The organism is Citrobacter sp. Cpo103 (assembly GCF_030332605.1).
Lineage (GTDB): Bacteria > Pseudomonadota > Gammaproteobacteria > Enterobacterales > Enterobacteriaceae > Citrobacter > Citrobacter portucalensis.
Genome location: NZ_JAOWHO010000035.1, coordinates 411,033 through 433,895 on the forward strand (window position 1 = coordinate 411,033; position 22,863 = coordinate 433,895).

The window sequence follows — 22,863 nt, forward strand, 5'->3', positions numbered from 1 at the left end:
ACGATGAATAAGACAACGTATTTTCCTGGCCTGTTACCGGGGGTTACGCCACCGCTGGCGGGGGTGGCGTTGTCCACGATGGCGGCGCTCTTTCCCTCTTTAAGCCATGGGGAAAGCTATTTTAATCCGGCCTTTTTATCTGCGGATACGGCAACCGTGGCGGATTTATCACGTTTTGAAAAAGGCAATCATCAGCCTGAAGGTGTTTATCGTGTGGATATCTGGCGCAACGATGAGTTTGTTGCCACTCAGGATATACGTTTTACGACCAGCGCGGGAAAAGCCGGGGAGAAGTCCGGTGGGCTGATGCCATGTTTTGGACTCGACTGGGTGAAGCGCCTTGGTGTCAATATCACCGCATTTCCGGCACTCAGTAAGGATGCGAACGATACCTGTATCAATCTACCTGAGGCGATTCCAGGCAGCGAGATTGCATTTGATTTTTCTACCCTGCGCTTAAACGTCAGCCTGCCTCAGGCGTCAATGTTAAACAGCGCGCGTGGCTATATTCCGCCGGAAGAGTGGGATGAAGGGATCCCGGCTGCGCTGGTCAACTACAGCTTTACCGGCAGCCGCGGCAGTGACACTGACAGCTACTTCTTAAGTATGCTCAGTGGCCTGAACTATGGCCCCTGGCGCTTGAGAAATAACGGCGCATGGAGCTATTCCAAAGGTGACGGATACCACTCACAAAGCTGGAAAAATATCGGTACATGGCTTCAGCGCGCGATTATCCCGCTGAAGGGTGAACTGGTGATGGGCGACAGCAACACCGGCAACGACGTTTTTGACAGCGTCGGGTTTCGCGGGGCGCGGCTCTATTCCTCAGACAGTATGTATCCCGACAGCTTACAGGGCTACGCGCCTACCGTTCGCGGCATTGCGCGTACCGCAGCGAAACTGACCATTCGTCAGAATGGCTATGTGATTTATCAAAGCTATGTTTCACCGGGCGCTTTTTCGATAACCGATCTCAACCCGACGTCATCCAGCGGTGACCTTGAGGTGACAGTGGACGAAAAGGACGGCAGCCAGCAGCGCTATACGGTGCCGTACTCCACGGTTCCCTTGTTACAACGAGAAGGGCGTTTCAAATACGACGTGGTTGCCGGGGATTTTCGCAGCGGCAATAGCCAGCAATCTTCACCGTTCTTTTTCCAGGGAACATTAATTGCCGGGTTACCAGAAGGCTACACCGCTTATGGCGGTACGCAGCTGGCCTCACGTTACACCGCGGTAGTTTTAGGCACTGGCCGAAACCTGGGGGACTGGGGGGCGGTTTCTGTGGATTTAACCCATGCGCGCAGTCAGCTGGCGGATGACAGTACGCATCAGGGGCAGTCTTTGCGTTTTCTGTATGCAAAATCGCTGAACAACTTTGGCACAAACTTCCAGCTGTTGGGATATCGCTACTCAACGCGCGGCTTCTATACCCTTGATGACGTCGCGTATCGCAGCATGGAAGGCTATGAGTATGAATACGACAGCGAAGGTAATCGCCACGACGTGCCCGATGTGAAGAGCTATCACAATCTGAGTTACAGCAAAAAGGGCCGCTTTCAGATTAACATTTCGCAGAACCTGGGAGACTACGGCTCGCTGTATGTTTCGGGGAGTCAGCAAACGTACTGGAATACCTCAGACACCAATACCTGGTATCAGGTGGGCTATGCCAGCGGCTGGCAGGGGATTAGCTATTCACTCTCCTGGTCGTGGAATGAATCGGTAGGCATCTCCGACACCGACCGTATTCTGGCATTCAATATGTCAGTGCCGTTCAGCCTGCTAAGCGGACGGCGCTACTCGCGTGATAACGCGCTCGATCGCACCTACGCCACCTTTAATGCCAACCGCAACAGCAACGGACAAAACAGCTGGCAGAGCGGGATCGGCGGGACGTTACTGGATGGGCGCAACCTGAGCTACAGCGTGAATCAGGGGCACAGCAGCACCAACGGCTACAGCGGAAACGCCAGCGCCAACTGGCAGGCGGCCTATGGCACGCTGGGCGTGGGATACAACTACGATCGCGATCAGCATGACTACAACTGGCAGCTCTCCGGCGGCGTGGTGGGGCATGCGGACGGTATTACGCTCAGTCAGCCGCTGGGGGACACCAACGTGCTGGTTAAAGCGCCTGGCGCGCAGGGCGTACGAGTAGAAAACCAGACCGGCGTGCAAACCGACTGGCGTGGATACGCGGTGATGCCGTATGCCACCGTTTATCGCTATAACCGCGTCGCATTAGATACCAATTCAATGAACAACAATACCGATGTGGAAAATAACGTTAGCAGCGTCGTGCCAACGCAAGGGGCATTAGTGCGAGCGGCGTTTGATACACGTATCGGTGTGCGGGCGCTGATAACCGCGAAATATGCAGGTAAACCTGTGCCATTTGGCTCCGTTGTGCGTGAAAACACCAGCGGCGTGACCAGTATGGTGGGCGAAGACGGGCAAATCTACCTGAGCGGCTTGCCGCTAAAAGGTGAATTACTGATCCAATGGGGGGAAAGCGCTAACGCTCGCTGCGTGGCGCACTATGCCTTGCCTGAGGAGAGTCTGAAACAGGCGGTGACGCTCACGAACGTGACGTGCGAATCTCCAACAGCACGACAGGAATAATACGATGAAACGACAAACGGGTTTGTTACTGGGATGCGCTTTACTGCTGATGGCCCATTCGTCATGGGCGACAGTCTGCCAAAACTCGAATGGCACACCAACGGATGTTTTTTACGATCTGTCGAACGTCTTTAACAGCAGCAATAACCGGCCGGGACAGGTGGTGACGTTACCGGAAAAATCGGGCTGGATTGGCGTTAATGCTACCTGTCCGGCCGGGACGACGGTGAATTACACCTATCGAAGCTACGTTACGGAACTCCCTGTGCAAAGTACAGAAAATGGTTTTCAGTACCTGAAACTCAATGACTACCTGCTGGGGGCTATGAGCATCACCGATAGCTCTGCTGGGTTGTTTTATCCCCCGCGTAATTATATCCGTATGGGAACTCATCCCAACGTACCTAAGCAGCAGCCTTTTGGCGTAATGGATTCAAAGCTGGTGTTTAAACTCAAAGTGATTCGCTCGTTTATTAACATGGTGCCGATCCCGCGCCAGACCATGTTCAGAGTCTATGTCACGACCAGTACTGGAGATGCGCTAAGCACGCCGGTTTATACCATCAGCTACAGCGGTAAGGTGGAGGTTCCACAAAACTGTGAGGTGAACGCAGGGCAGATTGTCGAGTTTGATTTTGGCGATATTGGCGCATCGTTGTTCAGCAAGGCGGGGGCAGGAAACCGTCCCGAAGGCATTAATCCGCAGACCAAAACGGTGGCGATAAAATGCACCAACGTCGCTGCACAAGCCTACTTAACCATGCGGGTAGAGGCCGAGAAAGCCTCCGGGCAAATGATGGTATCGGACAATCCTGACTTAGGGTTCATTGTCGCCGACAAAACCGGTAGACCGCTGACGCCCAATAATCTGTCCAGCACGATCCCATTTCAACTGGATGATAACGCCGTGGCAAACGTGAGTATTCGGACATGGCCGGTCAGCGTGACAGGGAATAAACCTACCGAAGGGCCTTTTACTGCCCGTGGCTATCTGCGAGTAGATTATGACTAACAAGCAAACGCCAACTTCATGGGCGCTTTTGGTGATGCTGCCCATACTGATATTCAGCTCGTTGTGCCATGCGGCCTCATCGCTGGGCGAAATCAATATTGAACTGCGCGGAAACGTGGTGGACTTTACCTGTGCGGTGATTGCCAGTGACAGCAATAAGTCGGTTGAATTGGGCACCTGGCCAACAAAGCAGTTACAGACCAGCGGGGATACTACCCAACCAGTCGCGTTTACGCTGAAGCTGGAAGGCTGCCCGCCGGGATCCGCGTCAATAACGTTTTCTGGTACTCCGGCCCCCGGTACGACGTTGTTGGCGCTTGATGACGCAGTGATGGCGCAAAAGGTGGCGATCGAACTGCATGACAGCGACCGTACGCGATTACCGCTCGAGCAGGCCAGCCAAACCGTGGGGATTGATGAGAACGGCAATGCCACGCTGACCTTTTTCGCCAACTATATCGCGTTAGCAGACGGGGTTCAGCCAGGCCTCGCCAGGGCCGATGCCACATTTATGATTAACTATAACTAATCAATGCGCGGATAAAATGCTCCCGAACGAAGTCTCGCCGGGAGTGCTATTACATTAATTCATGCATTTTTGCGTAATCGATCAGCTCAACGATAGTATGTAAGCCGAGTTTGGCGTAGATGTTAGCTTTGTGAGCACTAATCGTTTTATTGCTGAGTAACAGCTGCTCAGCAATTTCCTTATTAGAGAGGCCATTTGCCAGATAACGCAAAACCGTAACTTCGCGATTAGAGAGAGGCATGTCATTCAATACACCTTTTTTCATATTTATATTGTTAATGAAGTTTAGGGTGTCTGAAGGGAAAAAAGAATATCCCGATAAAATCATTTTTACCGCATTGTAGATATCATTCAAATCCTTTCGTTTACTGACAAAACCATTTGCACCGGCCCGGATAGCACGCCCGGCATAAAAGGACTCCGATTTGGAGGAGAGAAACAGCACCCGAGTATTCTCCTGCAGAGACTTTATTCTCTTGAGTAATGTAAATCCATCTGAACCAGGTAGTTCAATATCCAGAATGACAAGATCGACAGGGTAAGTGCGCAGGTGCTCTATTGCCGTACGGCTGTCATCGGTCTTCAACACAACCTGGATATTACTGTTTTTTTCAAGTAGTACTTCTATCGACATTCTGACAATAGGGTGTTCGTCCATAATGATAACGGATGCTGGTTTCATTGTTGTATGCCTCAAACTGTATGCGTATCTTGATAATTTTATAAAACATCAGGCGTTATAATATTGTCAAATAGCCAAGGGTTGTTCTGAGGGAGAGTCGAATAAATATTATTTCATCCTTGTTTATTCGGTTGCTCTTCTACAGAACAATGAATTTGTGGAAAATCCATTTCACACTGGGAAAACTAACAATTAATCAGAAAACTATGGGGATTATACCTGCTCTGTTCTTTCGGAAAAGGCTTACAACATTCAGGTTGTTAATGTCAGTTAGGATGTTCTAAAAGATCCAGATGTGTTAATGACTATTGGCATTATTTTACTGCTGTTTGAATTATGGCAGACTGAAAAAAATTTTTAAATGGTAAAAACAATACAATAAACTAATTGTTTAGGATTTGTTAAGGTGGGAATGACGCTATTTGTGCTGATATGCACAGAATCAGTATGGTTTACTGGGGTGGTGGAAGTTAGCATAATACCAGGAATAGTTGTAAATATTAAATAGTTGTGAAATTTAGATCTTTTATCTCATATAAAAATAAGTAATTTCCTAAAAAATCTTATGGCACATAGGGTTAGGGTGTTAAATTAAATGAGCAGAGGTAACGCTGAGGCGATGTATCAGGTGCAAAAAACGCTGCCGGTTTGCTAAGCCCAGACGCGCAATCAGCTGGTTCAGGCGATAGATGATACGGTGGTAGGGGCGAGCTTGTAACAAAGCAATCTCTTTTAAGGAGTTACCTTGTAAAAGTAATTCCACCATCTCCCAATCGAGCTGGTTTATGTGCCTGGAGTGAATATAGTTAAGGACTGGCGACAAGAAAGCGCGGCGCATCTCCGGGAGGCGCAGGCTACGTGACAAGATATAAAATGGACCGGACAGAGAAATAAAAGGGATTAGGTCTTCATCGTGGCGGGAAAGCAATATGAAGATTTGGATGTTATTCCGCGGTTTAATTAGCTGGCGCAGATACTCCAGAACATCAAAATAAGAGATTGTTAAACCTTCCATATCAACCACTAACTGACTAATTACCGACTCTCGCAGGCTGACTTTGGCCGATTCAATGGTCTGGAAGATCGCGGTACGTGCTCCTGAAAATAAATGTCGACCCAGCGCATAGGCCAGATAGTAATCTGTCGTAATAATCGCCTGAGATATAGTGTCACTCGGTAATGCGTATTCGAGTTTTTGCGTCAGATACTCAAGTTGGTCAAATACCTGTGATGTGTAGTGAGGATATTGCCAGGTACAGTTAGTGTTTCGTATTCGGCGATGTCGATCCCGGCGTTTTGCGCTGTGCATCCTTTTCCATTCCATTTCTGTTGCGGCAGGTCTGGATAAATTGCCGACTATAAACATCCCTGACCCAAGTTTTCTCCAGCGTAAAGGCGAGTTTCCTTGTGCTGTTGGGTTTCAATGCTTCAGCAATCATCAGACTGGCAATTGCGTATCCCATCAGAATAATCTGCCGGAAGTTTTCTGATGTCTTACTCAATGCCCAAAAAGTCGTTTTATCCAGTTCAACCTCTCTATGGGATTAGATAAAATATTACCGGGTGTGTCTTTCTGTTACCCCGGAAATAGTAAGCCAGGATTATTCTGGCAGCCTGAAGCCAGGTACAGTAGGTGTCGATACTTAATTGGTGATGAGATTTTTCTCAATAAAAAATCAGGCAGAAAGATGCCACCTAATTTTGTAGAAAGTTCAGATGCGCCCGGATGTATCTTAAGAATTGCTGATCGTTTTTCACATGCAGCTTTTTCATAATGCTGCGACGGGTGGCTTTGGCCTGAATTTCGCTTACCGAGAGCAGGTGAGCCGTTTCGGCTAAGGTATAGCCGCTGGCGAGAAACATTAAGAACTGACGTTCTTCGATAGAAAAGTTGCGAGTGGTGCAGTAATGGCAGATAGTTGCGGGCACGTTGTTGCGCAGCGCACGTTTTTGCAGGATGAGGACTAATTTTTTAGTCATTTCCTCAACGTCATCTTCCCGATAGATCAGTGGCAACATGTACAGGCAGGGCCGGAACATCAGCTTATCTTTATCGTTTCTGTTGCAGATGACAACCCGGTGTTGGCGGCGGGTATGGACCGGAATCTGATAGCAATCGGCGCTGAGCCAATCTTCATCCAGGGAAATAAACGCGATGTCAGCGCGATCGATATCCTCGACAGGCAAAAAGCAAATCTCCTGATGCCACTGATTTGCCAAATGGGAGATGATAATTTTTAGTCCATGTTCGAAGTGACTGTTTTCTTCCTTGATGGCGATACTTAACATTAAAGAGTTCCTGAACCGCTGGAGGGGTAAGGGAATGTTAAGCAAAATCATAAATATTCTAAATACATGTATCCCTAAATCTGGCGTTTCGTGGGCTGAGTTGTTACCAGGCGATTTCCTGGATACCCTTGAACAAGCAGAAAAAATCAACATTCGTTCACTTCGCCAGCAACTGAAACAAAAGGCATTGACTCAGCAGGCGCTGACCGTATAATTCACGCGTTTCATCTGCATGAAGTAATCACTTCGCAATGCGCCCTTAGCTCAGTTGGATAGAGCAACGGCCTTCTAAGCCGTAGGTCGTAGGTTCGAATCCTACAGGGCGTACCATTCAAAATCAGTCCCTATGCTCAGCTTCAACGTACCGTTACGCGCGGGACAATTTTCCTTTTTCCAGCCAACGTTCTACCTCATAAAGACTTTGTTGGATCTCCTCTCTGAGTGAAAAATCACCCAACGGCTGCTGTTCAAGTGCTGCACACATCGTGCTGGCTGAGCGCATTCCCATGCTGGCGCAGCTGCTTTTTAGCTGATGCGTCAGACGTTTTATCCGCTCATCGTCATGTGCTGCGCGGGCAGCGTCAATCTCATCTAATACAGGAAGAGTGTGTTGCTTAAAGAGCGCTAACCATTCGTGCACCTTTTGCCATCCCATAACCTGGATATCTCCAGCCAACTGCTGAAAATCTAACCGTTTATTGTCATTTTCTGATGCAAGCGGGGGAGTCGCACTACCATGCAGATAATGCGTAATAAGTCGACTGAGTTCATCCCGGGGGACTGGTTTTTGAATAATGCCAAGGAACAGGGTGCTGGTTCTTTGGCTTAGCGTTTCGTCGATGACGTGCGCGCTAAAGCCGATCAGGCTAAGTGCCGGATAGTCGTGGGCTAACTGCTGTGCCAGCGTGATCCCGTCGATATCAGGAAGATCGAAATCAACCAGAGCAGCATCGTAGCGTGTATCTTCCTGCAATATTTTTAGCGCCTCAGCGGCACTGCTGGCAGCAGTAACCTGTGCGCCATTGAGGATGAGCATTTCAGTACTGATACGTTGTGTAAGAGGATTATCCTCGATAAGCAATAAGCGTAAGCCCTGTAACGATATGGAACGTTGTGCGGGTTTCATGATGGGCATCGTGGTTGCCCGCAATGGCAGACGCAGTTGGAAACAGCTCCCGACGCCGGGCGTGCTGGTGACGCTCAGCTCTCCCTGCATTGCCTGGGCGAGACTGGCGCTGATGGTTAGTCCGAGCCCGGTTCCACCTCGTTTACTGCTTACCTGAACAAACGGCTGAAAAATATCGTGCTGGCGGGCAGGGTCAATTCCACATCCCGTATCTTCAACCTCGATGTACCAGTTTTTGCCCTCACATCGGCTATGCAGGATGATGTGTCCCCGATCGGTAAAGCGTAGTGCGTTGTTTAATAAATTAGTAATGATTTGTCGGATGCGGCGCGGATCGCCACGCAGGGAAGCGGGAACGTCATCGGCAAAATCCGCAACCAGCACGACCGGGCGACCAGCAACGCGGCTGTTCATGAGTTGAATCGTACTTTCCAGCAAGGGTTTGGGTTCAAAAGGCTCATCGCCTATTGCCACATTTTTTCCACCGGCTTCGATGGCGGAATAGTCCAGGATATCGTTGAGGATGGTCAGCAAAGACTCGCCCGAGTCGGTGATTGCGCGTAGATTTTCCCGATGTTGTGCCAGGACGGGATTGTCTGAGAGCAACTGCGCAGTGCCGAGGATACCATACAGCGGGGTGCGTATTTCATGGCTCATGGCGGCAAGAAACGCCGATTTTGCCTGGTTAGCTTTTTCAGCTTCTGCACGGGCCTGTCGGTGTTCAGATACCATAGAACGCAGCTCGGCGGTGCGAGCTTTAACCTGTGCGGCCAGATGTTCGCGATGGCTATTGAGGGCGTGAACGCTGCCGCGAAAGGCATCCATCAACCGCCCGATAGTATCCAGTTCACGAACGCCTGCGGTTTCCGGGAATGGGGAGTCAATATCCCCCTCCAGCAGACGCTGTAACGCCTGGGTTTGCTGTGCCAGTGGTCGAGTGACTGAGCGATAAACCACACGCCAAAGTATAAGAATCAGCAAACATAATGACACGCCACCTAACAGCAGCAGCAAGTGTTGCCCGCGCTGGCTGGTCTGTTTGAGATGCGCCAGTCCACTTTGATTACGCTGGCCGATGGTTTCCACCAACTGGCTGACTTCGCTACTGAAACGGGTAAATTGCTCGATATTATTCTGCGATAAGATCTGCAATTGGGTCGTGATGTCATTATCCTGGCGATACAGGGACAGCAGCTCAACATAACGGCTAATCGTATTGACGGTGTTGGCCACCTGAGTGCGCACCACGGGATCTTCAATACGTATTTGTCGGCGCTGAAGTACTCTGACGGCGGCATTCAGCTGGTTTTCCAGCGCAGCCAGGTTATTCTGCGCCTGGTTATTCCCCAGGTTCATGACCATTTGCTGCACGCGTAGCGCACTCAGGCGCAGTTCATTCATCTGGTTATAATATTCCAGATCGATATCGATGAGCCTGTCCAGCGCGTGTTCAGCGGCCTGCCCCTGATGGCTCTCAATCAAATCGTAAATGCTGGCCTGTGTCGCACCTGCCGACGTGGCGGCATTACTGGCCTGTCCGCGTGCCATTTCGGCAACGTCAGCGGTGGCCTCAATAATTTGCTGGCTGAGTTGTTGCTGTTGAGCGCGTAATTTCAGGCGTTCGCCAACCATCTCCCCCTGGTGGCTTAACGATCGGGCGATTTCTTTCTCCTGCTGTTCAATAGCAGAAGTATCAAAGCCCTGTTCACGAAGGGTTTTGAGTAATGTGGTTATTTTCAGGCTCTGGGCGGTTAACATTCTCCCCTGAGCCAGCCACATATTTTCATTGTCTGCGGTGGTCAGATTTTGTGCGGAAAACAGTTCCCAGGCGCTGGCTTCGCTGAGCTGGCGCGCCATATCCATGGTTGGAATTAGCGCCTGGGTATTGGCCTGCTCAACCTTGCTGACAAAACGCAGGTTATACCAGCCTGTCAGCGTACTGATGAGAGTCAGTGCCGCCATCAGCGCAAAGCCTATCCACAGTCGTTTAGTCAGAGATAAATTCACTGTCTGGTCGCCACAGTTTAAAAAGGTTGAGTCCAAAAGAGGAAAGCAACTAGGATAAAGCCTTATCAATGTTGAGGCTATCATGCGCGTATTGGTTTTCCTGTTAATCACGATTTTTCCCGGTTTGAGTCATGCGGCTGGAGCCGCATTGCTGCGCTGGCAGGATACGCAGCAGGCAGTCCCGGAACTGCAATCGGACGTTACTGCAAACAAAGTCTGGAAACTGTGCGCGCTGTATCCCAGCCTGAAAGACTCCTATTGGCTTTCAGTGAATTACGGCATGCTTGAGGCGGCGAGAAAATACGGAGTAAGTCTGAAGGTGTTAGAGGCGGGAGGGTATCGTCAGTTCTCCACGCAAAAAACACAAATCGCCCAGTGCCAGCAATGGGGAGCAGATGCCATATTGCTGGGTAGTAGCACGACGACCTTCCCGGATCTTTCCGCGCAGGTAGGCGCGTTGCCGGTCATTGAGGTAGTGAATGCGATACACGATCCGACGGTGAAAGCACGGGTTGGCGTTCCGTGGTTCCAGATGGGGTATCAGCCGGGCCGCTATCTGGTCAAGTGGAGCGGCGGCAAACCGTTAAAGGTTCTGCTATTGCCAGGACCTGATGACGCCGGAGGCAGTCGCGAAATGGTGGCAGGATTCCGTCAGGCGATTGCCGGTAGTCAGGTGCACATCGTGGATGTGGCGTTGGGGGATAATGATATTGAAGTTCAGCGCAACCTGTTGCAGGAGATGCTTGAGCGTCACCCGGAGGTCGATGTGGTTGCCGGTACGGCAATTGCTGCGGAAGCGGCGATGGGAGAGAAGCGGAATCCGGGGACGCCGCTAACCGTGGTCTCTTTTTACCTGTCGCATCAGGTATATCGCGGACTTAAACGCGAAAGAATCATTATGGCTGCTAGCGATCAGATGGTCTGGCAAGGTGAACTGGCGATTCAACAGGCGATCAGGGTGCTACAAGGGCAACCGGTACCGGAAAATATCAGTCCGCCGATCCTGGTGCTCACCCCGAAAAATGCCGACAGCCAGCATGTTCAGCGCTCGCTGTCTCCTGGCGGGTTCCGTCCGATTTATCTGTATCAGTACACGTCGGCCGCTAAAAAATAACCTTCGCCGTGCTGTGTCACCAGTAAATCAGCCCGTAGCTTGTGGCGCAAACGGCGGATCAATACATCCACGGTGCGTAAGTCTGGATTGTCTACCCGTCGTGCCGAAAGCATACGCAGTAAACGTTCGCGGCTGAGAATTTCCCCCGGATTGGTGACAAAGGCGACCAGCATTTCATACTCGGCGCGGGTGAGTTTGATCGTCTCATCGCCCAGCTCCAGGGTATGCCGGGAGACATTCAGACAGTATCCGGCAAACTGATAGCAGTTATCTTTGGTCTCCGGCTGTGCCTGGCGGGCAAGATCGATACGCCAGAGCAAATTTTTAACCCGAACCACCAGTTCACGTAGCTCCAGCGGCTTGGTGACATAATCATCAGCGCCCATTTCCAGGCCAACGATCCGGTCAATTTGATCGCTACGACCTGTCACCAGAATGATCCCCACCGTTGAGCGTTCGCGCAGGGCGCGGGTCAGCATTAAGCCATTTTCGTCCGGGAGGTTGATATCCAACAGAATGAGATCGACAGGATGTTGTGACATGATTTCACGCAGACCAGCTCCGCTGGCGGTAACAGAGACATGATAACCTTCCTGTTCAAAATAAGCCTGTAACCGTGCCTGGGTGACCGGTTCATCTTCAACAATGACAATGTGATGCGGCATCCTGATGGCGTTCTCTTTCTGTTCATATCTGTTCACATTGTGCCGTAAGCCATTCATCCTGACCAGTGTTACTGTTCACATTTGAGAAATAAGATCCTCTGTAACTAAACCATAAGATTACAGGGGCTATTATGCGGAAACTATGGAGGGCGCTGCTCAGACCGAGCGCACGTTGGTCAGTGTTGGCGCTGGTCGTTATCGGGATTGTGGTCGGTATTGCGCTGATCGTCTTGCCGCACGTTGGTATTAAATTAACCAGTTCTACCGAGTTTTGCGTGAGCTGCCACAGTATGCAGCCGGTTTACGAAGAATATAAACAGTTTGCACATTTTCAGAATGCCTCCGGGGTACGCGCAGAATGTCATGACTGCCACATTCCATCCGATATTCCAGGCATGGTGAAACGTAAGCTGGAGGCCAGCAACGATATTTACCAAACCTTTGTTGCCCACTCTATTGATACTCCAGAGAAATTCGAAGCCAAACGCGCTGAGCTGGCGGAGCGCGAATGGGCGCGAATGAAGGAGAACAACTCCGCGACCTGTCGTTCTTGTCATGACTATGATGCGATGGACCACGCTAAACAACATCCAGAAGCTGCGCGCCAGATGAAGATTGCGGCCAAGGACAACCAATCCTGTATCGACTGCCATAAAGGTATTGCACACCAGCTTCCCGATATGAGCAGCGGTTTCCGCAAGCAGTTTGATGAGTTACGCGCCAGGGCGAACGACGATGGTGAGACGCTCTACTCTCTGGACATCAAACCTATTTATGCCGCCAAAGGTGATAAAGAACCTGCAGGCTCACTGCTGCCCGCTTCTGAAGTGAAAGTGTTAAAGCGTGATGGTGACTGGCTGCAAATTGAAATTGTCGGCTGGACCGAGAGTAATGGGCGTCAGCGCGTGTTGGCGCAACTGCCGGGCAAGCGCATTTTTGTGGCTTCCATTCGTGGCGACATCCAGCAGCACGTGAAGACGCTGGAGCAAACCACCGTTGCGGAAACGAATACGCCATGGAGTAAATTGCAGGCCACTGCCTGGATGCAGAAGGGCGATATGGTCAACGACATCAAACCGATCTGGGCTTATGCCGACTCACTCTATAACGGAACCTGTAACCAATGCCACGGCGCACCAGAGAAAGAACACTTTGATGCTAACGGTTGGATTGGCACGTTGAACGGCATGATTGGATTTACCAGTCTGGATAAACGTGAAGAACGTACCTTGCTGAAATATCTGCAAATGAATGCCTCTGACACTACGGATAAGCCGCATGGCGATAAGGGAGAAAGCAATGAAAAATAACGATCTCTTTCAGGCATCGCGCCGACGTTTTTTGCTGCAACTGGGCGGCTTGACCGTAGCAGGTATGTTAGGGCCTTCGCTGCTCACGCCGCGTAGCGCTAATGCCGCAGAGGTGCAGGGGGCAGGCGTCAAAGAGGGGATTCTGACCGGTTCTCACTGGGGTGCCATTCGTGCCACCGTGGTTGACGGTCGTTTCATTGAAGCCAGGCCGTTCGAGCGCGATAAATACCCGTCAAAAATGATCGCCGGACTCCCGGATCACGTACACGGTGGAGCGCGTATTCGCTACCCGATGGTCCGCGTGGACTGGTTGCGTAAACGCCATCAGAGCGATACCTCGCAACGTGGAGATAACCGCTTTGTGCGCGTTTCGTGGGATGAAGCGCTGGATTTCTTCTATCAGGAGCTGGAGCGCATTCAGAAGACTTATGGTCCGAGCGCGCTGCTAACGGCCAGCGGCTGGCAATCGACCGGGATGTTCCACAATGCTTCCGGGATGCTGGCGCGTGCCATTGCGCTGCATGGCAACAGCGTGAGTACGGGGGGCGACTATTCCACCGGTGCCGCTCAGGTCATTCTGCCGCGTGTGGTGGGATCAATGGAGGTCTATGAGCAGCAGACCTCCTGGCCACTGGTACTCGAAAACAGCAAAACCATTGTGCTGTGGGGTTCTGATCTCATCAAAAACCAGCAGGCGAACTGGTGGTGTCCGGATCATGATGTCTACGAATACTACGAGCAACTGAAGGAAAAAGTGGCACGGGGCGAGATTTCGGTCATCAGCGTTGACCCGGTCGTCACCTCGACTCATGACTACCTGGGCCGCGACAAGGTTAAGCACATCGCCGTGAATCCGCAGGCTGATGTACCGCTACAGCTGGCGCTGGCACACACGCTGTATACCGAGAAGCTCTACGATAAGCATTTCCTCGAGAACTACTGCGTTGGGTTTGAGCAATTTCTGCCTTATCTGCTGGGAGAAAGTGACGGACAGCCTAAAGATGCCCAGTGGGCGGAAAAAATCTGCGGGATTGATGCTGAGACAATCCGTGAACTGGCACGGCAGATGGCGGGCGGCAGAACGCAAATTATTGCCGGCTGGTGCGTGCAGCGTATGCAGCACGGGGAACAGTGGGCGTGGATGATCGTGGTGCTGGCCTCAATGCTCGGGCAAATTGGCTTACCCGGGGGGGGATTTGGCTTTGGCTGGCACTACAACGGCGCGGGCACCCCAGGGCGTAAAGGCGTTATCCTGAGCGGATTTTCTGGTTCCACCACCGTTCCACCGGTACATGACAGCACCGATTATAAGGGCTACAGCAGTACCATCCCGATCGCGCGTTTTATCGATGCGATTCTGGAGCCGGGCAAGAGCATTAACTGGAACGGTAAAACCGTCAAACTGCCACCGTTGAAGATGTGCGTTTTTGCCGGGACCAACCCGTTCCATCGTCACCAGCAGATCAACCGTATTATTGAGGGCTGGCGTAAGCTGGAAACCGTTATCGCCATCGACAATCAGTGGACGTCGACCTGTCGATTCGCCGATATCGTATTGCCGGCGACGACCCAGTTTGAACGTAACGATCTTGACCAGTATGGCAACCACTCCAACCGCGGCATTATCGCTATGAAGCAGCTGGTGCAGCCGCAGTTTGAAGCGCGTAATGATTTCGATATTTTCCGCGATCTTTGCCGCCGCTTTAACCGTGAAGAAGCGTTCACAGAAGGGCTGGATGAGATGGGCTGGTTGAAGCGCATCTGGCAGGAAGGAAGCCAGCAAGGGAAGGGACGCGGTGTTCATCTTCCGGCTTTCGACGTTTTCTGGAATCAGCAAGAGTACGTTGAATTCGAACATCCGCAGATGTTTGTCCGCCATCAGGCCTTCCGCGAAGATCCTGACCTTGAACCTCTGGGGACGCCGAGCGGTTTGATCGAGATCTATTCGAAAACTATTGCCGATATGCAATATGACGATTGCCAGGGGCATCCAATGTGGTTTGAGAAAATCGAACGTTCACACGGTGGGCCTGGATCGCAACGTTGGCCGCTGCATCTGCAATCCGTCCACCCGGATTTCCGTCTGCATTCACAGCTCTGCGAGTCCGAAGCGCTGCGTAAGCATTACGCGGTAGGTGGCAAAGAGCCGGTGTTTATTAATCCGCAGGATGCCAGCGCCAGGGGGATCCGCAACGGCGATATAGTTCGTGTATTTAACGCGCGTGGACAAGTGCTGGCCGGCGCGGTTGTCTCCGATCTCTACTCGCCGGGCGTGGCGCGCATCCATGAAGGTGCCTGGTACGATCCTGATAACGGTGGAGAAATCGGAGCGCTGTGTAAATATGGCAATCCGAACGTGTTAACCCTGGATATCGGCACGTCTCAGCTGGCGCAGGCGACCAGTGCGCATACTACGCTGGTGGAAATTGAGAAATATGCCGGTAAGGTGGATAACGTGACGGCGTTCAGCGGCCCGATAAAAATGGTGGCGCAGTGTGAATATGTCCCGGTGGAGAAGGTGACGTCATGATGAAACACACCTCCCTGACGACAGAACAGATGGCCTGTGTTTATGCATGGTTGGCGCAAATGTTTTCCCGGGAGCGCGACGGTGAGGGATTAGCGCAATTGCAGTCCAGCGAAATGGCTGAGTGGTTTACCGTGCTCAAAGGTGAGCCGTTGCTTGAGGCGGATGTTCTTTTTCTGGAAGCGAAAATTGCCGCGCTCAAGGTACGTGAAGACGCTACCCTGGAACTGGCGGCTGATTTTTGCGGCCTGTTCCTGATGTCGGATAAACACGCCGCGTTACCCTATGCGTCGGCTCATCTTGAAGAAGGGCCAAACTACGGGATCATTAAACAACTGTTATCTGATGCGGGCATGCAGGTAAGCGATACGTTTAGCGAATCAGCCGATCATCTGGCGATTTTTATCGAACTGCTGAGCCATCTGCATTTTTCTCTTGGTGAGCCAGGGGTTAGCCGTCAGCGTATTGATGCGTTGCGCAGAGAAACGCTGGCGGGGCTGTTACGCTGGTTACCGGAGTTCACCACTAAATGCCGCAGATATGATGACTTTGGTTTCTACGGTGCGTTGAGCCAGCTGCTGCTGGCATTTGTCAGGCTGGATCATCAGAACTGAGTGATGGCCTGAGCCACAGAAAAACGGGAGCACATTCGCTCCCGTTTTAACCCTATCACCGCACAACCAGCACCGGGCATTTCGCGTGGCGGACTACGGCTGCCGCCGTTGACCCCAGCAAATACGTGCTAAAACCGGGCTTATGTGAGGCAATCACAATAAGCTCGGCGTCCACCGCCTCCGCCAGCTTGAGGATCTGATCCTTCGGTGGGCCGTAAACTACGTGGGTCTGAGTCCTGCCGGCAGGAATATTGAACTGCTTAATAATCTCTTCGAGTTTTTCGCTGGCCTTGGCCTGCAGACCACTTCTGTCCGGAAATTCGGTAGAGTAGGCCAGCCCCAGCGAGGCATAGAACGGAACGGTAGGAATAACGGCTAAAAAGTGGACCTTCGCGGTTTTGGCATGCGCCTGGACCTGCGGCACAACATGACGAGTAAGATCGGCTTCAGAGATATCAATGGGCACCAGAATTGAGCGATACATATTCACTACCTCCTGTTTGTTTTACCTCTATCCCAGAGTGTAGCGAAAGTTGTTTCTGTATAATAAGTGACCAGATCAAGGATGTGTGCATCAGTGCGCGTCATTAAGCAGTATGTACTGTAAGCCTATCTTGAATGTATTTCTGAGCAAAACCAAAAGAGATGTCCCCTCGTTAATGCTTGCCATCTCGAAATAGAAAAGGGTGCTTTTTTATATTCTTCATTGTATATTTAATTATATAACGATGGCCGTTAAGGGGGTAATTTCAACAGCGTCATGAACTCCGTAATTTTTTATTCTGACATCATCTTGCTTTACAGATGTATAAACTTGGTAAGTGGTTTAAAAATCTGTTTTTAAAGAAAAAACAATAATTACATTTCGTTCTCACTAATTATGCGAGCCTCTTCAAACTTACCCATTTGCTGATTCTCATTTCTCTCCGCGCTTGATGAATATCAATAAATAGCTGCTTTAGGATATTTATTGTCTACCTCTAAAAGGGTATTCGTCTGATGGAATTAAAAGATGAGAAAAATAAATAAAACTATCCTATGGACGATGCTGCTGTGCATTGTTCTTGGTGCAGTTATTGTTTTGGCGGGGCAATGGACATTACATAAAACCTCGAGTACAGAATTCTGTTTGTCTTGCCATACGATGCAGGCGCCCTACGAAGAATATACAGGCTCGGTTCACTTCCAGAATCAGAAAGGCATTCGCGCAGAGTGCGCGGACTGTCATATCCCGGAGGGCGGTTTGGATTTTCTGGTGGCTAAGCTGCGGGCCTCAAAAGATGTTTATCATCAGTTCATAACCAAAAAAATCGATACCCCGGAAAAATTTGAAGAACACCGTCTGGAGATGGCGCAAACCGTTTGGGCACAGCTCAAGGCTAATGATTCTGCGACCTGCCGTAGCTGCCACAGTATGGACGCCATGGATCTTGCCGCACAAAGCGCGGATGCTCAGAAGATGCACAAAATGGGCATCGCGGAAAAGCAAACCTGTATTGATTGCCATAAAGGCGTCGCCCATTTCCCACCTGAAATAAAAATGGATGACAGTGCGCTTAAAGGGCTTGAAGCGCAGTCAGCCTCCACCCCAGCTTCAGCAACTGAACTTTATGCTGTGAGCAACACCGCGTTGGGCGATCTGGGAACTGTTTACCCGGCAACTAAAATGCAGGTCCTGAAAACAACGGACAACGCGCGACTGGTCGAGATTCGCGGTAGCCAGATGCAAGGAAGTGAACAGGTTATTTACTACGCAGCAGGGCAGCGTTTGATTCTTGCCAGCCTGAGTGAAAAAGGTCAACAGTCGCTGAAGATCCTCTCCGACTGGAAAAAAGATGACTACGGCAATGCGTGGCGAGATGTCGTGCTGCAGGGCGAATGGAGCGGTTCCGCACTCGCCAGCCGTGAACCTATGTGGGATTACGCGCGCAAACTCGACAATGTTTACTGCGCGGGCTGTCATGCGCCAATTCCGGCGAATCACTTCACGCTCAACGCCTGGCCTTCAGTAGCCAAAGGGATGGGGGCTCGCACCAATATCAGTGAAACCGAACTGGATATCCTGAGCCGTTACTTCCAGTACAACGCTAAAGACATGAATAAATAAGCGATCAATCAGGAGAAATCATGAAACTCACAAGACGTGACTTTATTAAGACGGCTGGCGCGGCAACCGGGACAATGGCGATTTCTTCGGTGATCCCAATGCCAGCCTGGGCCGAAGGCCAGAATGGCGGGGCAATCCTGACGGCAGCACGTTGGGGTGCGGTATACGTGGAAGTAAAAGACGGAAAAGTGGTTTCCTCAAAAGGTGCGTTGCCGAAAACGGTGCCGAACTCATTACAGCAAACCGCGCCAGATCAGGTTCATACCAATATCCGCGTTAAGTATCCGATGGTGCGCAAAAGCTATCTGGAAAACCCGGGTAAAGCGGATGGCAAACGCGGTAACGATCCTTTCGTGCGGGTTAGCTGGGAGCAAGCGCTGAAGCTCATTCATGAACAGCACAGCCGGATCCGCAGCAGCTATGGTCCCGCTTCGATATTTGCCGGTTCTTATGGCTGGCGATCCAGCGGCGTTCTGCATAAGGCGCAAACCTTACTGCAACGCTATATGAGCATGGCCGGTGGCTACGCCGGGCATACCGGAGATTATTCAACCGGTGCCGCGCAGGTGATCATGCCATACGTTGTGGGATCGGTTGAGGTTTATGAGCAGCAAACCACCTGGCCGATGGTGCTTGAGCACAGTCAGGTCGTGGTGCTGTGGGGGATGAATCCGCTCAACACCCTTAAGATTGCCTGGAGCAGCACGGATGAACAAGGGATTGAATACTTTAATCTGCTGAAGAAATCAGGGAAAAGCGTCATCGCCATCGATCCGATGCGTTCTGAAACTATCGAGTTCTTTGGTGATAACGCGACCTGGATTGCGCCACATATGGGGACCGATGTGGCAATGATGTTAGGGATAGCCCATACGCTGGTGAAGAAAAACCTTCACGACAAAGCCTTCCTGGAAAAATACACCACCGGATATCCGCAGTTTGAAGAGTACCTGCTCGGCAAGAGCGATAAAGTAGAGAAAACCGCCGAGTGGGCATCTGGCGTGTGTGGCGTGCCTGCTGAGCAACTGGAAAAGCTGGCGGAAATTTTCTCCAGCAACAAAACCATGCTCATGGCAGGTTGGGGGATTCAGCGCCAGCAATACGGTGAGCAAAAACACTGGATGCTGGTGACTCTGGCGGCGATGCTGGGGCAAATTGGTACCGAAGGCGGCGGCTTCGGGTTCTCTTATCACTATTCCAACGGCGGTAACCCAACGCGCACCGGTGGGGTCTTACCGGCGATCTCCGCCAAAATTGAGGGTGGGTCATCGGCAGGTAATGACTGGGCGGTTTCCGATGCGGTGACCAGCCTGCCGGTAGCGCGAATTGTCGAGGCGCTGGAAAACCCAGGCGGCAAATATCAACATAACGGTAAAGAGCAAACCTTCCCGGATATCAAAATGATCTGGTGGGCGGGCGGCGCTAACTTTACCCATCATCAGGATACCAACCGCTTAATCAAAGCCTGGCAGAAGCCTGAACTGGTTGTCATCTCTGAATGCTACTGGACCGCTGCGGCCAAACACGCCGATATTGTTCTGCCAATCACCACCTCGTTTGAGCGTAACGATCTGACCATGACCGGTGATTACAGTAACCAACACCTGGTGCCGATGAAGCAGGTCATCGCGCCGCAGTTTGAAGCGCGTAGTGATTTTGACGTCTTTGCCGATCTGGCTGAGATGCTCAAGCCGGGGGGGAAAGCTGTCTACACCGAAGGCAAAGACGAAATGGCGTGGCTGAAGCAGTTCTATGACGTCGCGCAAAAAGCCGCCCGCGCCCAGCGTGTCGCCATGCCTCAGTTCAACGCGTTCTGGCAGCAGAATAAACTGATCGAAATGCGTGAGAATGAAAAGAATAACAAATATGTGCGCTACGCGGATTTCCGCAGCGATCCGGTGATGAACGCACTCGGAACGCCGAGCGGCAAGATAGAAATCTACTCGAAAACGATTGAAGGCTATCAGTATAAAGACTGTCCGCCGCATGCGTCCTGGATTGAACCGGATGAATGGAAAGGAACTGCGGATAAAGATCAGCTGCAGCTACTGACGGCGCACCCGGCACATCGTCTGCATAGCCAGCTGAACTACGCGTCGCTGCGTAAAGAATACGCGATTGCCAATCGTGAACCGGTGACGATTCATCCGGATGACGCAAAAGCCAGAGGGATTGCCGAGGGCGATCTGGTCCGCGTATGGAATGCTCGCGGACAGGTTCTGGTTGGGGCGCATGTCAGCGACGGCATCAAACCGGGCATCATCTGTATTCATGAAGGTGCATGGCCGGATATTGAAAACGGTATCTGTAAAAATGGCGGCGCGAACGTGCTGACGGCGGATATCCCGACTTCAAGACTGGCGAATGGTTGTGCCGGGAATACCAGCCTGGTATATGCAGAAAAATACACCGGTGAAGCGCCAAAACTCACCGTCTTTGATGAACCAGCAATTGTCACCATGTAATGATGACTGATAAACGGGGGCCGTAAGGCTCCCGTTTTTTTATGCTGTTTGGGCAACGTTTTACTGTTGTTACTCAGCCAGCACTATCACATCTCCCGTTGCCGGGGCGTCAGTTCGCGGTAGCCACAATCGCCCCCACGAACCGGTACAATGACAGCCGAGCAGTTTTTCGGGGTGTTGTTGCTGAATAAATTGTCGGGTCCGCCATAGCTTAGCGGGGGAGGCTGCACGTAAATGAAACCCACCGACGAGGGCATAAATTTTGTTAACCCCGGTGATTTTCTGGCAATGGCGTACGATGTTCTCTATTCCCCGATGCCCGCAACCAGTAATGATGACTAACCCGCGTGCAGATTTATAGATCAATACACCTTCGTCACTGATGTAATCTGGCTGGAGTGTTTTCTCGCTAATCACGCCATAGGACTGTGGTGTGCGGACGCTAATTTCTCCGGACCACAAAAAGCGATCGCTGATAGCCAGCGGCTCGCGGGTGTATTCCATGATGAATCGAGAGTAGTTGTTATCTCGCGAGAGTTTTTTAATTTTTCGTGGTATTCCCGCAACCGTTATCGATGCGTAACGCTCGCAGGCCAGTTGAGGATGGCAAATGATACGGCTGTTATCCGCAAGCCACGGCACGCCGCCGCAGTGATCATAATGACCGTGCGAAAGTACTACGGCGGTTAATTGGGTCAGGTCTACGCCCATTTGTGCAGCGTTATGCATGAAGCTGCCATCCGGCCCGGTATCAAACAATATTGTGGTTGTTTCATCCTGAACTAACAGACTTAATCCAGGCTTGGCCAGTAATGTTTTTCCAGCGCCAGCAGCATGTCGGTTTTCAAGCAGCACCGTGAGGGTTAAAGCCATGCCTGACTCCCGTATTAAAACGGCATATTGTAATGCATCGGTTTTGAGAGCGCTGTGATCTCAGCGCTCTTTAACGTTATCCGTCATTCACGCACAATTTTGCCTGCGTTTCCTGCATCGCTGTCATTCCAGCTACCGTGACCATTTGTTTTAATCGTATAGGTGGCATAGCCGACACGGAAGGTCATCGTATCCTTATAGGTATTTACGTCACGCACTTCATTACCATTGACGTAAACGCCGGAATCTTCGACGTGAATATCAACGCTGCGTTGACCATTGGCAAATTTGGCTACGTAATTTCCGCTGAATTTGCCATCAATACCGGCATTATCGTGGTTATCCCGGTCTGCGGTATTTTGCTGTTTTTCACCATGATGATGACGATTCTGCTGGCCGTTGCTGTTCTCAATAAAGCCATGATCGCGGTTCCACTGATAGGATTTATTCACATCGCAGCCATTGAGTTCACTCATCTGCGTACAACCTGAACGTTCATACTTTTTCTGCATTGCCGGGGTAATTGCACATGCTGTTGTGGCAGTTGTCAGACCAAGGACCAGGAGGGTTAACAGACGTTTATTCATTTTTTTACTCACTATCATCATTAAATTTATTTATAGGAATGCGAACTTTTGGATTGTCATGTTTACGACGACGGCAGTCTCCCATTAAATATTAATGAAGCATACCAGGGGGAATCCTAATTTATAATTAGGGTGGGGTGATCAATGCTGTAATACGCAACATAATAAGCTGTTTATTTACTTATTTTATACAATCCGGGTAGAGAGCTAAGATGTATTTACTTTTAGAAGAAGGATTTAATGAATTATTAATATTGACATTAACGATGAAGTGGGACGCGGGCTTGTATATAAACAGGCCCGCGTGGGGAGAGTAGTCCACAATATTCAA

Annotated in this window: 18 protein-coding genes and 1 tRNA gene; 11 read left to right on the forward strand and 8 right to left on the reverse strand. The window is 50.8% G+C overall.

The annotated features are described in order from the left end of the window. Positions 1–3: 3 nt before the first annotated feature. From OGX89_RS18530 to sfmF, 3 genes are read left to right on the forward strand one after another with little or no spacing between them, the layout of a single operon-like run. Positions 4–2,625: a fimbrial biogenesis usher protein gene (locus OGX89_RS18530; RefSeq protein ID WP_126955891.1), complete on the forward strand. Its 2,622-nt coding sequence runs from the start codon at positions 4–6 to the stop codon at positions 2,623–2,625. Between the two features lie 4 nt (positions 2,626–2,629). After that, positions 2,630–3,637: a type 1 fimbria D-mannose specific adhesin FimH gene (gene fimH / locus OGX89_RS18535; RefSeq protein WP_003831117.1), complete on the forward strand. Its 1,008-nt coding sequence runs from the start codon at positions 2,630–2,632 to the stop codon at positions 3,635–3,637. Positions 3,638–3,671: 34 nt separating this feature from the next. Continuing rightward, positions 3,672–4,166, forward strand: coding sequence for a fimbria assembly protein (gene sfmF / locus OGX89_RS18540; protein WP_174785122.1), 495 nt, complete (start codon positions 3,672–3,674; stop codon positions 4,164–4,166). A 49-nt stretch (positions 4,167–4,215) separates the two neighbouring features. Here the strand turns inward: sfmF and fimZ are convergent, their stop codons facing one another. The 3 genes from fimZ to fimW form a co-directional block, all read right to left on the reverse strand. Then, the gene (fimZ, locus tag OGX89_RS18545) at positions 4,216–4,848 is read right to left on the reverse strand and encodes a fimbria biosynthesis transcriptional regulator FimZ (protein WP_003831119.1); all 633 of its coding nucleotides are present in this window, start codon (positions 4,846–4,848) and stop codon (positions 4,216–4,218) included. A gap of 586 nt (positions 4,849–5,434) precedes the next feature. Then, positions 5,435–6,157: a fimbria biosynthesis regulator FimY gene (gene fimY, locus OGX89_RS18550; protein WP_126955890.1), complete on the reverse strand. Its 723-nt coding sequence runs from the start codon at positions 6,155–6,157 to the stop codon at positions 5,435–5,437. 386 nt (positions 6,158–6,543) lie between these two features. Continuing rightward, positions 6,544–7,137, reverse strand: a complete 594-nt coding sequence (gene fimW, locus OGX89_RS18555) for a fimbria biosynthesis transcriptional regulator FimW (RefSeq protein WP_008784010.1) — start codon at positions 7,135–7,137, stop codon at positions 6,544–6,546. Between the two features lie 34 nt (positions 7,138–7,171). On the opposite strand from fimW, the gene OGX89_RS18560 reads away from it, so the two are divergent. Together OGX89_RS18560 and OGX89_RS18565 are read left to right on the forward strand one after the other, a co-directional pair. Then, positions 7,172–7,351, forward strand: coding sequence for a hypothetical protein (locus tag OGX89_RS18560; protein ID WP_003831122.1), 180 nt, complete (start codon positions 7,172–7,174; stop codon positions 7,349–7,351). Between the two features lie 39 nt (positions 7,352–7,390). After that, a tRNA-Arg gene (locus OGX89_RS18565) sits at positions 7,391–7,467 on the forward strand. Positions 7,468–7,504: 37 nt separating this feature from the next. Here OGX89_RS18565 and torS read toward each other — a convergent pair. Further along, complete coding sequence (torS, locus tag OGX89_RS18570; RefSeq protein ID WP_126955889.1) at positions 7,505–10,270, reverse strand: TMAO reductase system sensor histidine kinase/response regulator TorS; 2,766 nt, start codon at positions 10,268–10,270, stop codon at positions 7,505–7,507. Between the two features lie 82 nt (positions 10,271–10,352). Between torS and torT the strand changes: the two genes are divergently transcribed. Continuing rightward, the gene (gene torT / locus OGX89_RS18575) at positions 10,353–11,384 is read left to right on the forward strand and encodes a TMAO reductase system periplasmic protein TorT (RefSeq protein WP_126955888.1); all 1,032 of its coding nucleotides are present in this window, start codon (positions 10,353–10,355) and stop codon (positions 11,382–11,384) included. On the opposite strand, the gene torR is transcribed toward torT, so the two are convergent. Next, on the reverse strand, positions 11,357–12,049 hold the full coding sequence (gene torR, locus OGX89_RS18580) for a two-component system response regulator TorR (RefSeq protein WP_020996565.1): 693 nt from the start codon (positions 12,047–12,049) through the stop codon (positions 11,357–11,359). The two genes, torT and torR, sit on opposite strands and share 28 nt — an antisense overlap. A 131-nt stretch (positions 12,050–12,180) precedes the next feature. Between torR and torC the strand changes: the two genes are divergently transcribed. From torC to torD, 3 genes are read left to right on the forward strand one after another with little or no spacing between them, the layout of a single operon-like run. Then, positions 12,181–13,359 (forward strand): pentaheme c-type cytochrome TorC, encoded by a 1,179-nt coding sequence (gene torC / locus OGX89_RS18585; protein ID WP_286560926.1) that lies wholly within the window; start codon positions 12,181–12,183, stop codon positions 13,357–13,359. Then, positions 13,349–15,889, forward strand: a complete 2,541-nt coding sequence (gene torA / locus OGX89_RS18590; protein WP_063941357.1) for a trimethylamine-N-oxide reductase TorA — start codon at positions 13,349–13,351, stop codon at positions 15,887–15,889. Before torC ends, torA begins: the two co-directional genes overlap by 11 nt. After that, on the forward strand, positions 15,886–16,500 hold the full coding sequence (gene torD, locus OGX89_RS18595; RefSeq protein WP_126955887.1) for a molecular chaperone TorD: 615 nt from the start codon (positions 15,886–15,888) through the stop codon (positions 16,498–16,500). The genes torA and torD overlap by 4 nt, the downstream gene beginning before the upstream one ends. Positions 16,501–16,555: 55 nt before the next feature. Here the strand turns inward: torD and uspF are convergent, their stop codons facing one another. Further along, positions 16,556–16,984 (reverse strand): universal stress protein UspF, encoded by a 429-nt coding sequence (uspF, locus tag OGX89_RS18600; protein WP_003831130.1) that lies wholly within the window; start codon positions 16,982–16,984, stop codon positions 16,556–16,558. Between the two features lie 528 nt (positions 16,985–17,512). Between uspF and OGX89_RS18605 the strand changes: the two genes are divergently transcribed. Continuing rightward, positions 17,513–18,607 carry a NapC/NirT family cytochrome c gene (locus OGX89_RS18605; protein ID WP_048235934.1) on the forward strand — a complete coding sequence of 365 codons (1,095 nt, stop codon included), beginning with the start codon at positions 17,513–17,515 and terminating at the stop codon, positions 18,605–18,607. Positions 18,608–18,627: 20 nt separating this feature from the next. Beyond that, positions 18,628–21,072 (forward strand): trimethylamine-N-oxide reductase 2, encoded by a 2,445-nt coding sequence (locus OGX89_RS18610; protein ID WP_063941359.1) that lies wholly within the window; start codon positions 18,628–18,630, stop codon positions 21,070–21,072. Positions 21,073–21,141: 69 nt separating this feature from the next. Here the strand turns inward: OGX89_RS18610 and OGX89_RS18615 are convergent, their stop codons facing one another. Both OGX89_RS18615 and OGX89_RS18620 read right to left on the reverse strand, forming a co-directional pair. Beyond that, the gene (locus OGX89_RS18615) at positions 21,142–21,945 is read right to left on the reverse strand and encodes an MBL fold metallo-hydrolase (protein WP_126955886.1); all 804 of its coding nucleotides are present in this window, start codon (positions 21,943–21,945) and stop codon (positions 21,142–21,144) included. An 83-nt stretch (positions 21,946–22,028) separates the two neighbouring features. Then, on the reverse strand, positions 22,029–22,532 hold the full coding sequence (locus OGX89_RS18620; protein ID WP_003831134.1) for a hypothetical protein: 504 nt from the start codon (positions 22,530–22,532) through the stop codon (positions 22,029–22,031). Positions 22,533–22,863 lie beyond the last annotated feature (331 nt).

What these genes read in the sequence shown, in the direction of transcription:
- OGX89_RS18530 (WP_126955891.1), top strand. Translation starts at nt 4, where the DNA reads ATGAATAAGACAACGTATTTTCCTGGCCTGTTACCGGGGGTTACGCCA.
- fimH (WP_003831117.1), top strand. Translation starts at nt 2,630, where the DNA reads ATGAAACGACAAACGGGTTTGTTACTGGGATGCGCTTTACTGCTGATG.
- sfmF (WP_174785122.1), top strand. Translation starts at nt 3,672, where the DNA reads ATGCTGCCCATACTGATATTCAGCTCGTTGTGCCATGCGGCCTCATCG.
- fimZ (WP_003831119.1), bottom strand. Translation starts at nt 4,848, where the DNA reads ATGAAACCAGCATCCGTTATCATTATGGACGAACACCCTATTGTCAGA.
- fimY (WP_126955890.1), bottom strand. Translation starts at nt 6,157, where the DNA reads ATGCACAGCGCAAAACGCCGGGATCGACATCGCCGAATACGAAACACT.
- fimW (WP_008784010.1), bottom strand. Translation starts at nt 7,137, where the DNA reads ATGTTAAGTATCGCCATCAAGGAAGAAAACAGTCACTTCGAACATGGA.
- OGX89_RS18560 (WP_003831122.1), top strand. Translation starts at nt 7,172, where the DNA reads ATGTTAAGCAAAATCATAAATATTCTAAATACATGTATCCCTAAATCT.
- torT (WP_126955888.1), top strand. Translation starts at nt 10,353, where the DNA reads ATGCGCGTATTGGTTTTCCTGTTAATCACGATTTTTCCCGGTTTGAGT.
- torR (WP_020996565.1), bottom strand. Translation starts at nt 12,049, where the DNA reads ATGCCGCATCACATTGTCATTGTTGAAGATGAACCGGTCACCCAGGCA.
- torC (WP_286560926.1), top strand. Translation starts at nt 12,181, where the DNA reads ATGCGGAAACTATGGAGGGCGCTGCTCAGACCGAGCGCACGTTGGTCA.
- torA (WP_063941357.1), top strand. Translation starts at nt 13,349, where the DNA reads ATGAAAAATAACGATCTCTTTCAGGCATCGCGCCGACGTTTTTTGCTG.
- torD (WP_126955887.1), top strand. Translation starts at nt 15,886, where the DNA reads ATGATGAAACACACCTCCCTGACGACAGAACAGATGGCCTGTGTTTAT.
- uspF (WP_003831130.1), bottom strand. Translation starts at nt 16,984, where the DNA reads ATGTATCGCTCAATTCTGGTGCCCATTGATATCTCTGAAGCCGATCTT.
- OGX89_RS18605 (WP_048235934.1), top strand. Translation starts at nt 17,513, where the DNA reads ATGAGAAAAATAAATAAAACTATCCTATGGACGATGCTGCTGTGCATT.
- OGX89_RS18610 (WP_063941359.1), top strand. Translation starts at nt 18,628, where the DNA reads ATGAAACTCACAAGACGTGACTTTATTAAGACGGCTGGCGCGGCAACC.
- OGX89_RS18615 (WP_126955886.1), bottom strand. Translation starts at nt 21,945, where the DNA reads ATGGCTTTAACCCTCACGGTGCTGCTTGAAAACCGACATGCTGCTGGC.
- OGX89_RS18620 (WP_003831134.1), bottom strand. Translation starts at nt 22,532, where the DNA reads ATGAATAAACGTCTGTTAACCCTCCTGGTCCTTGGTCTGACAACTGCC.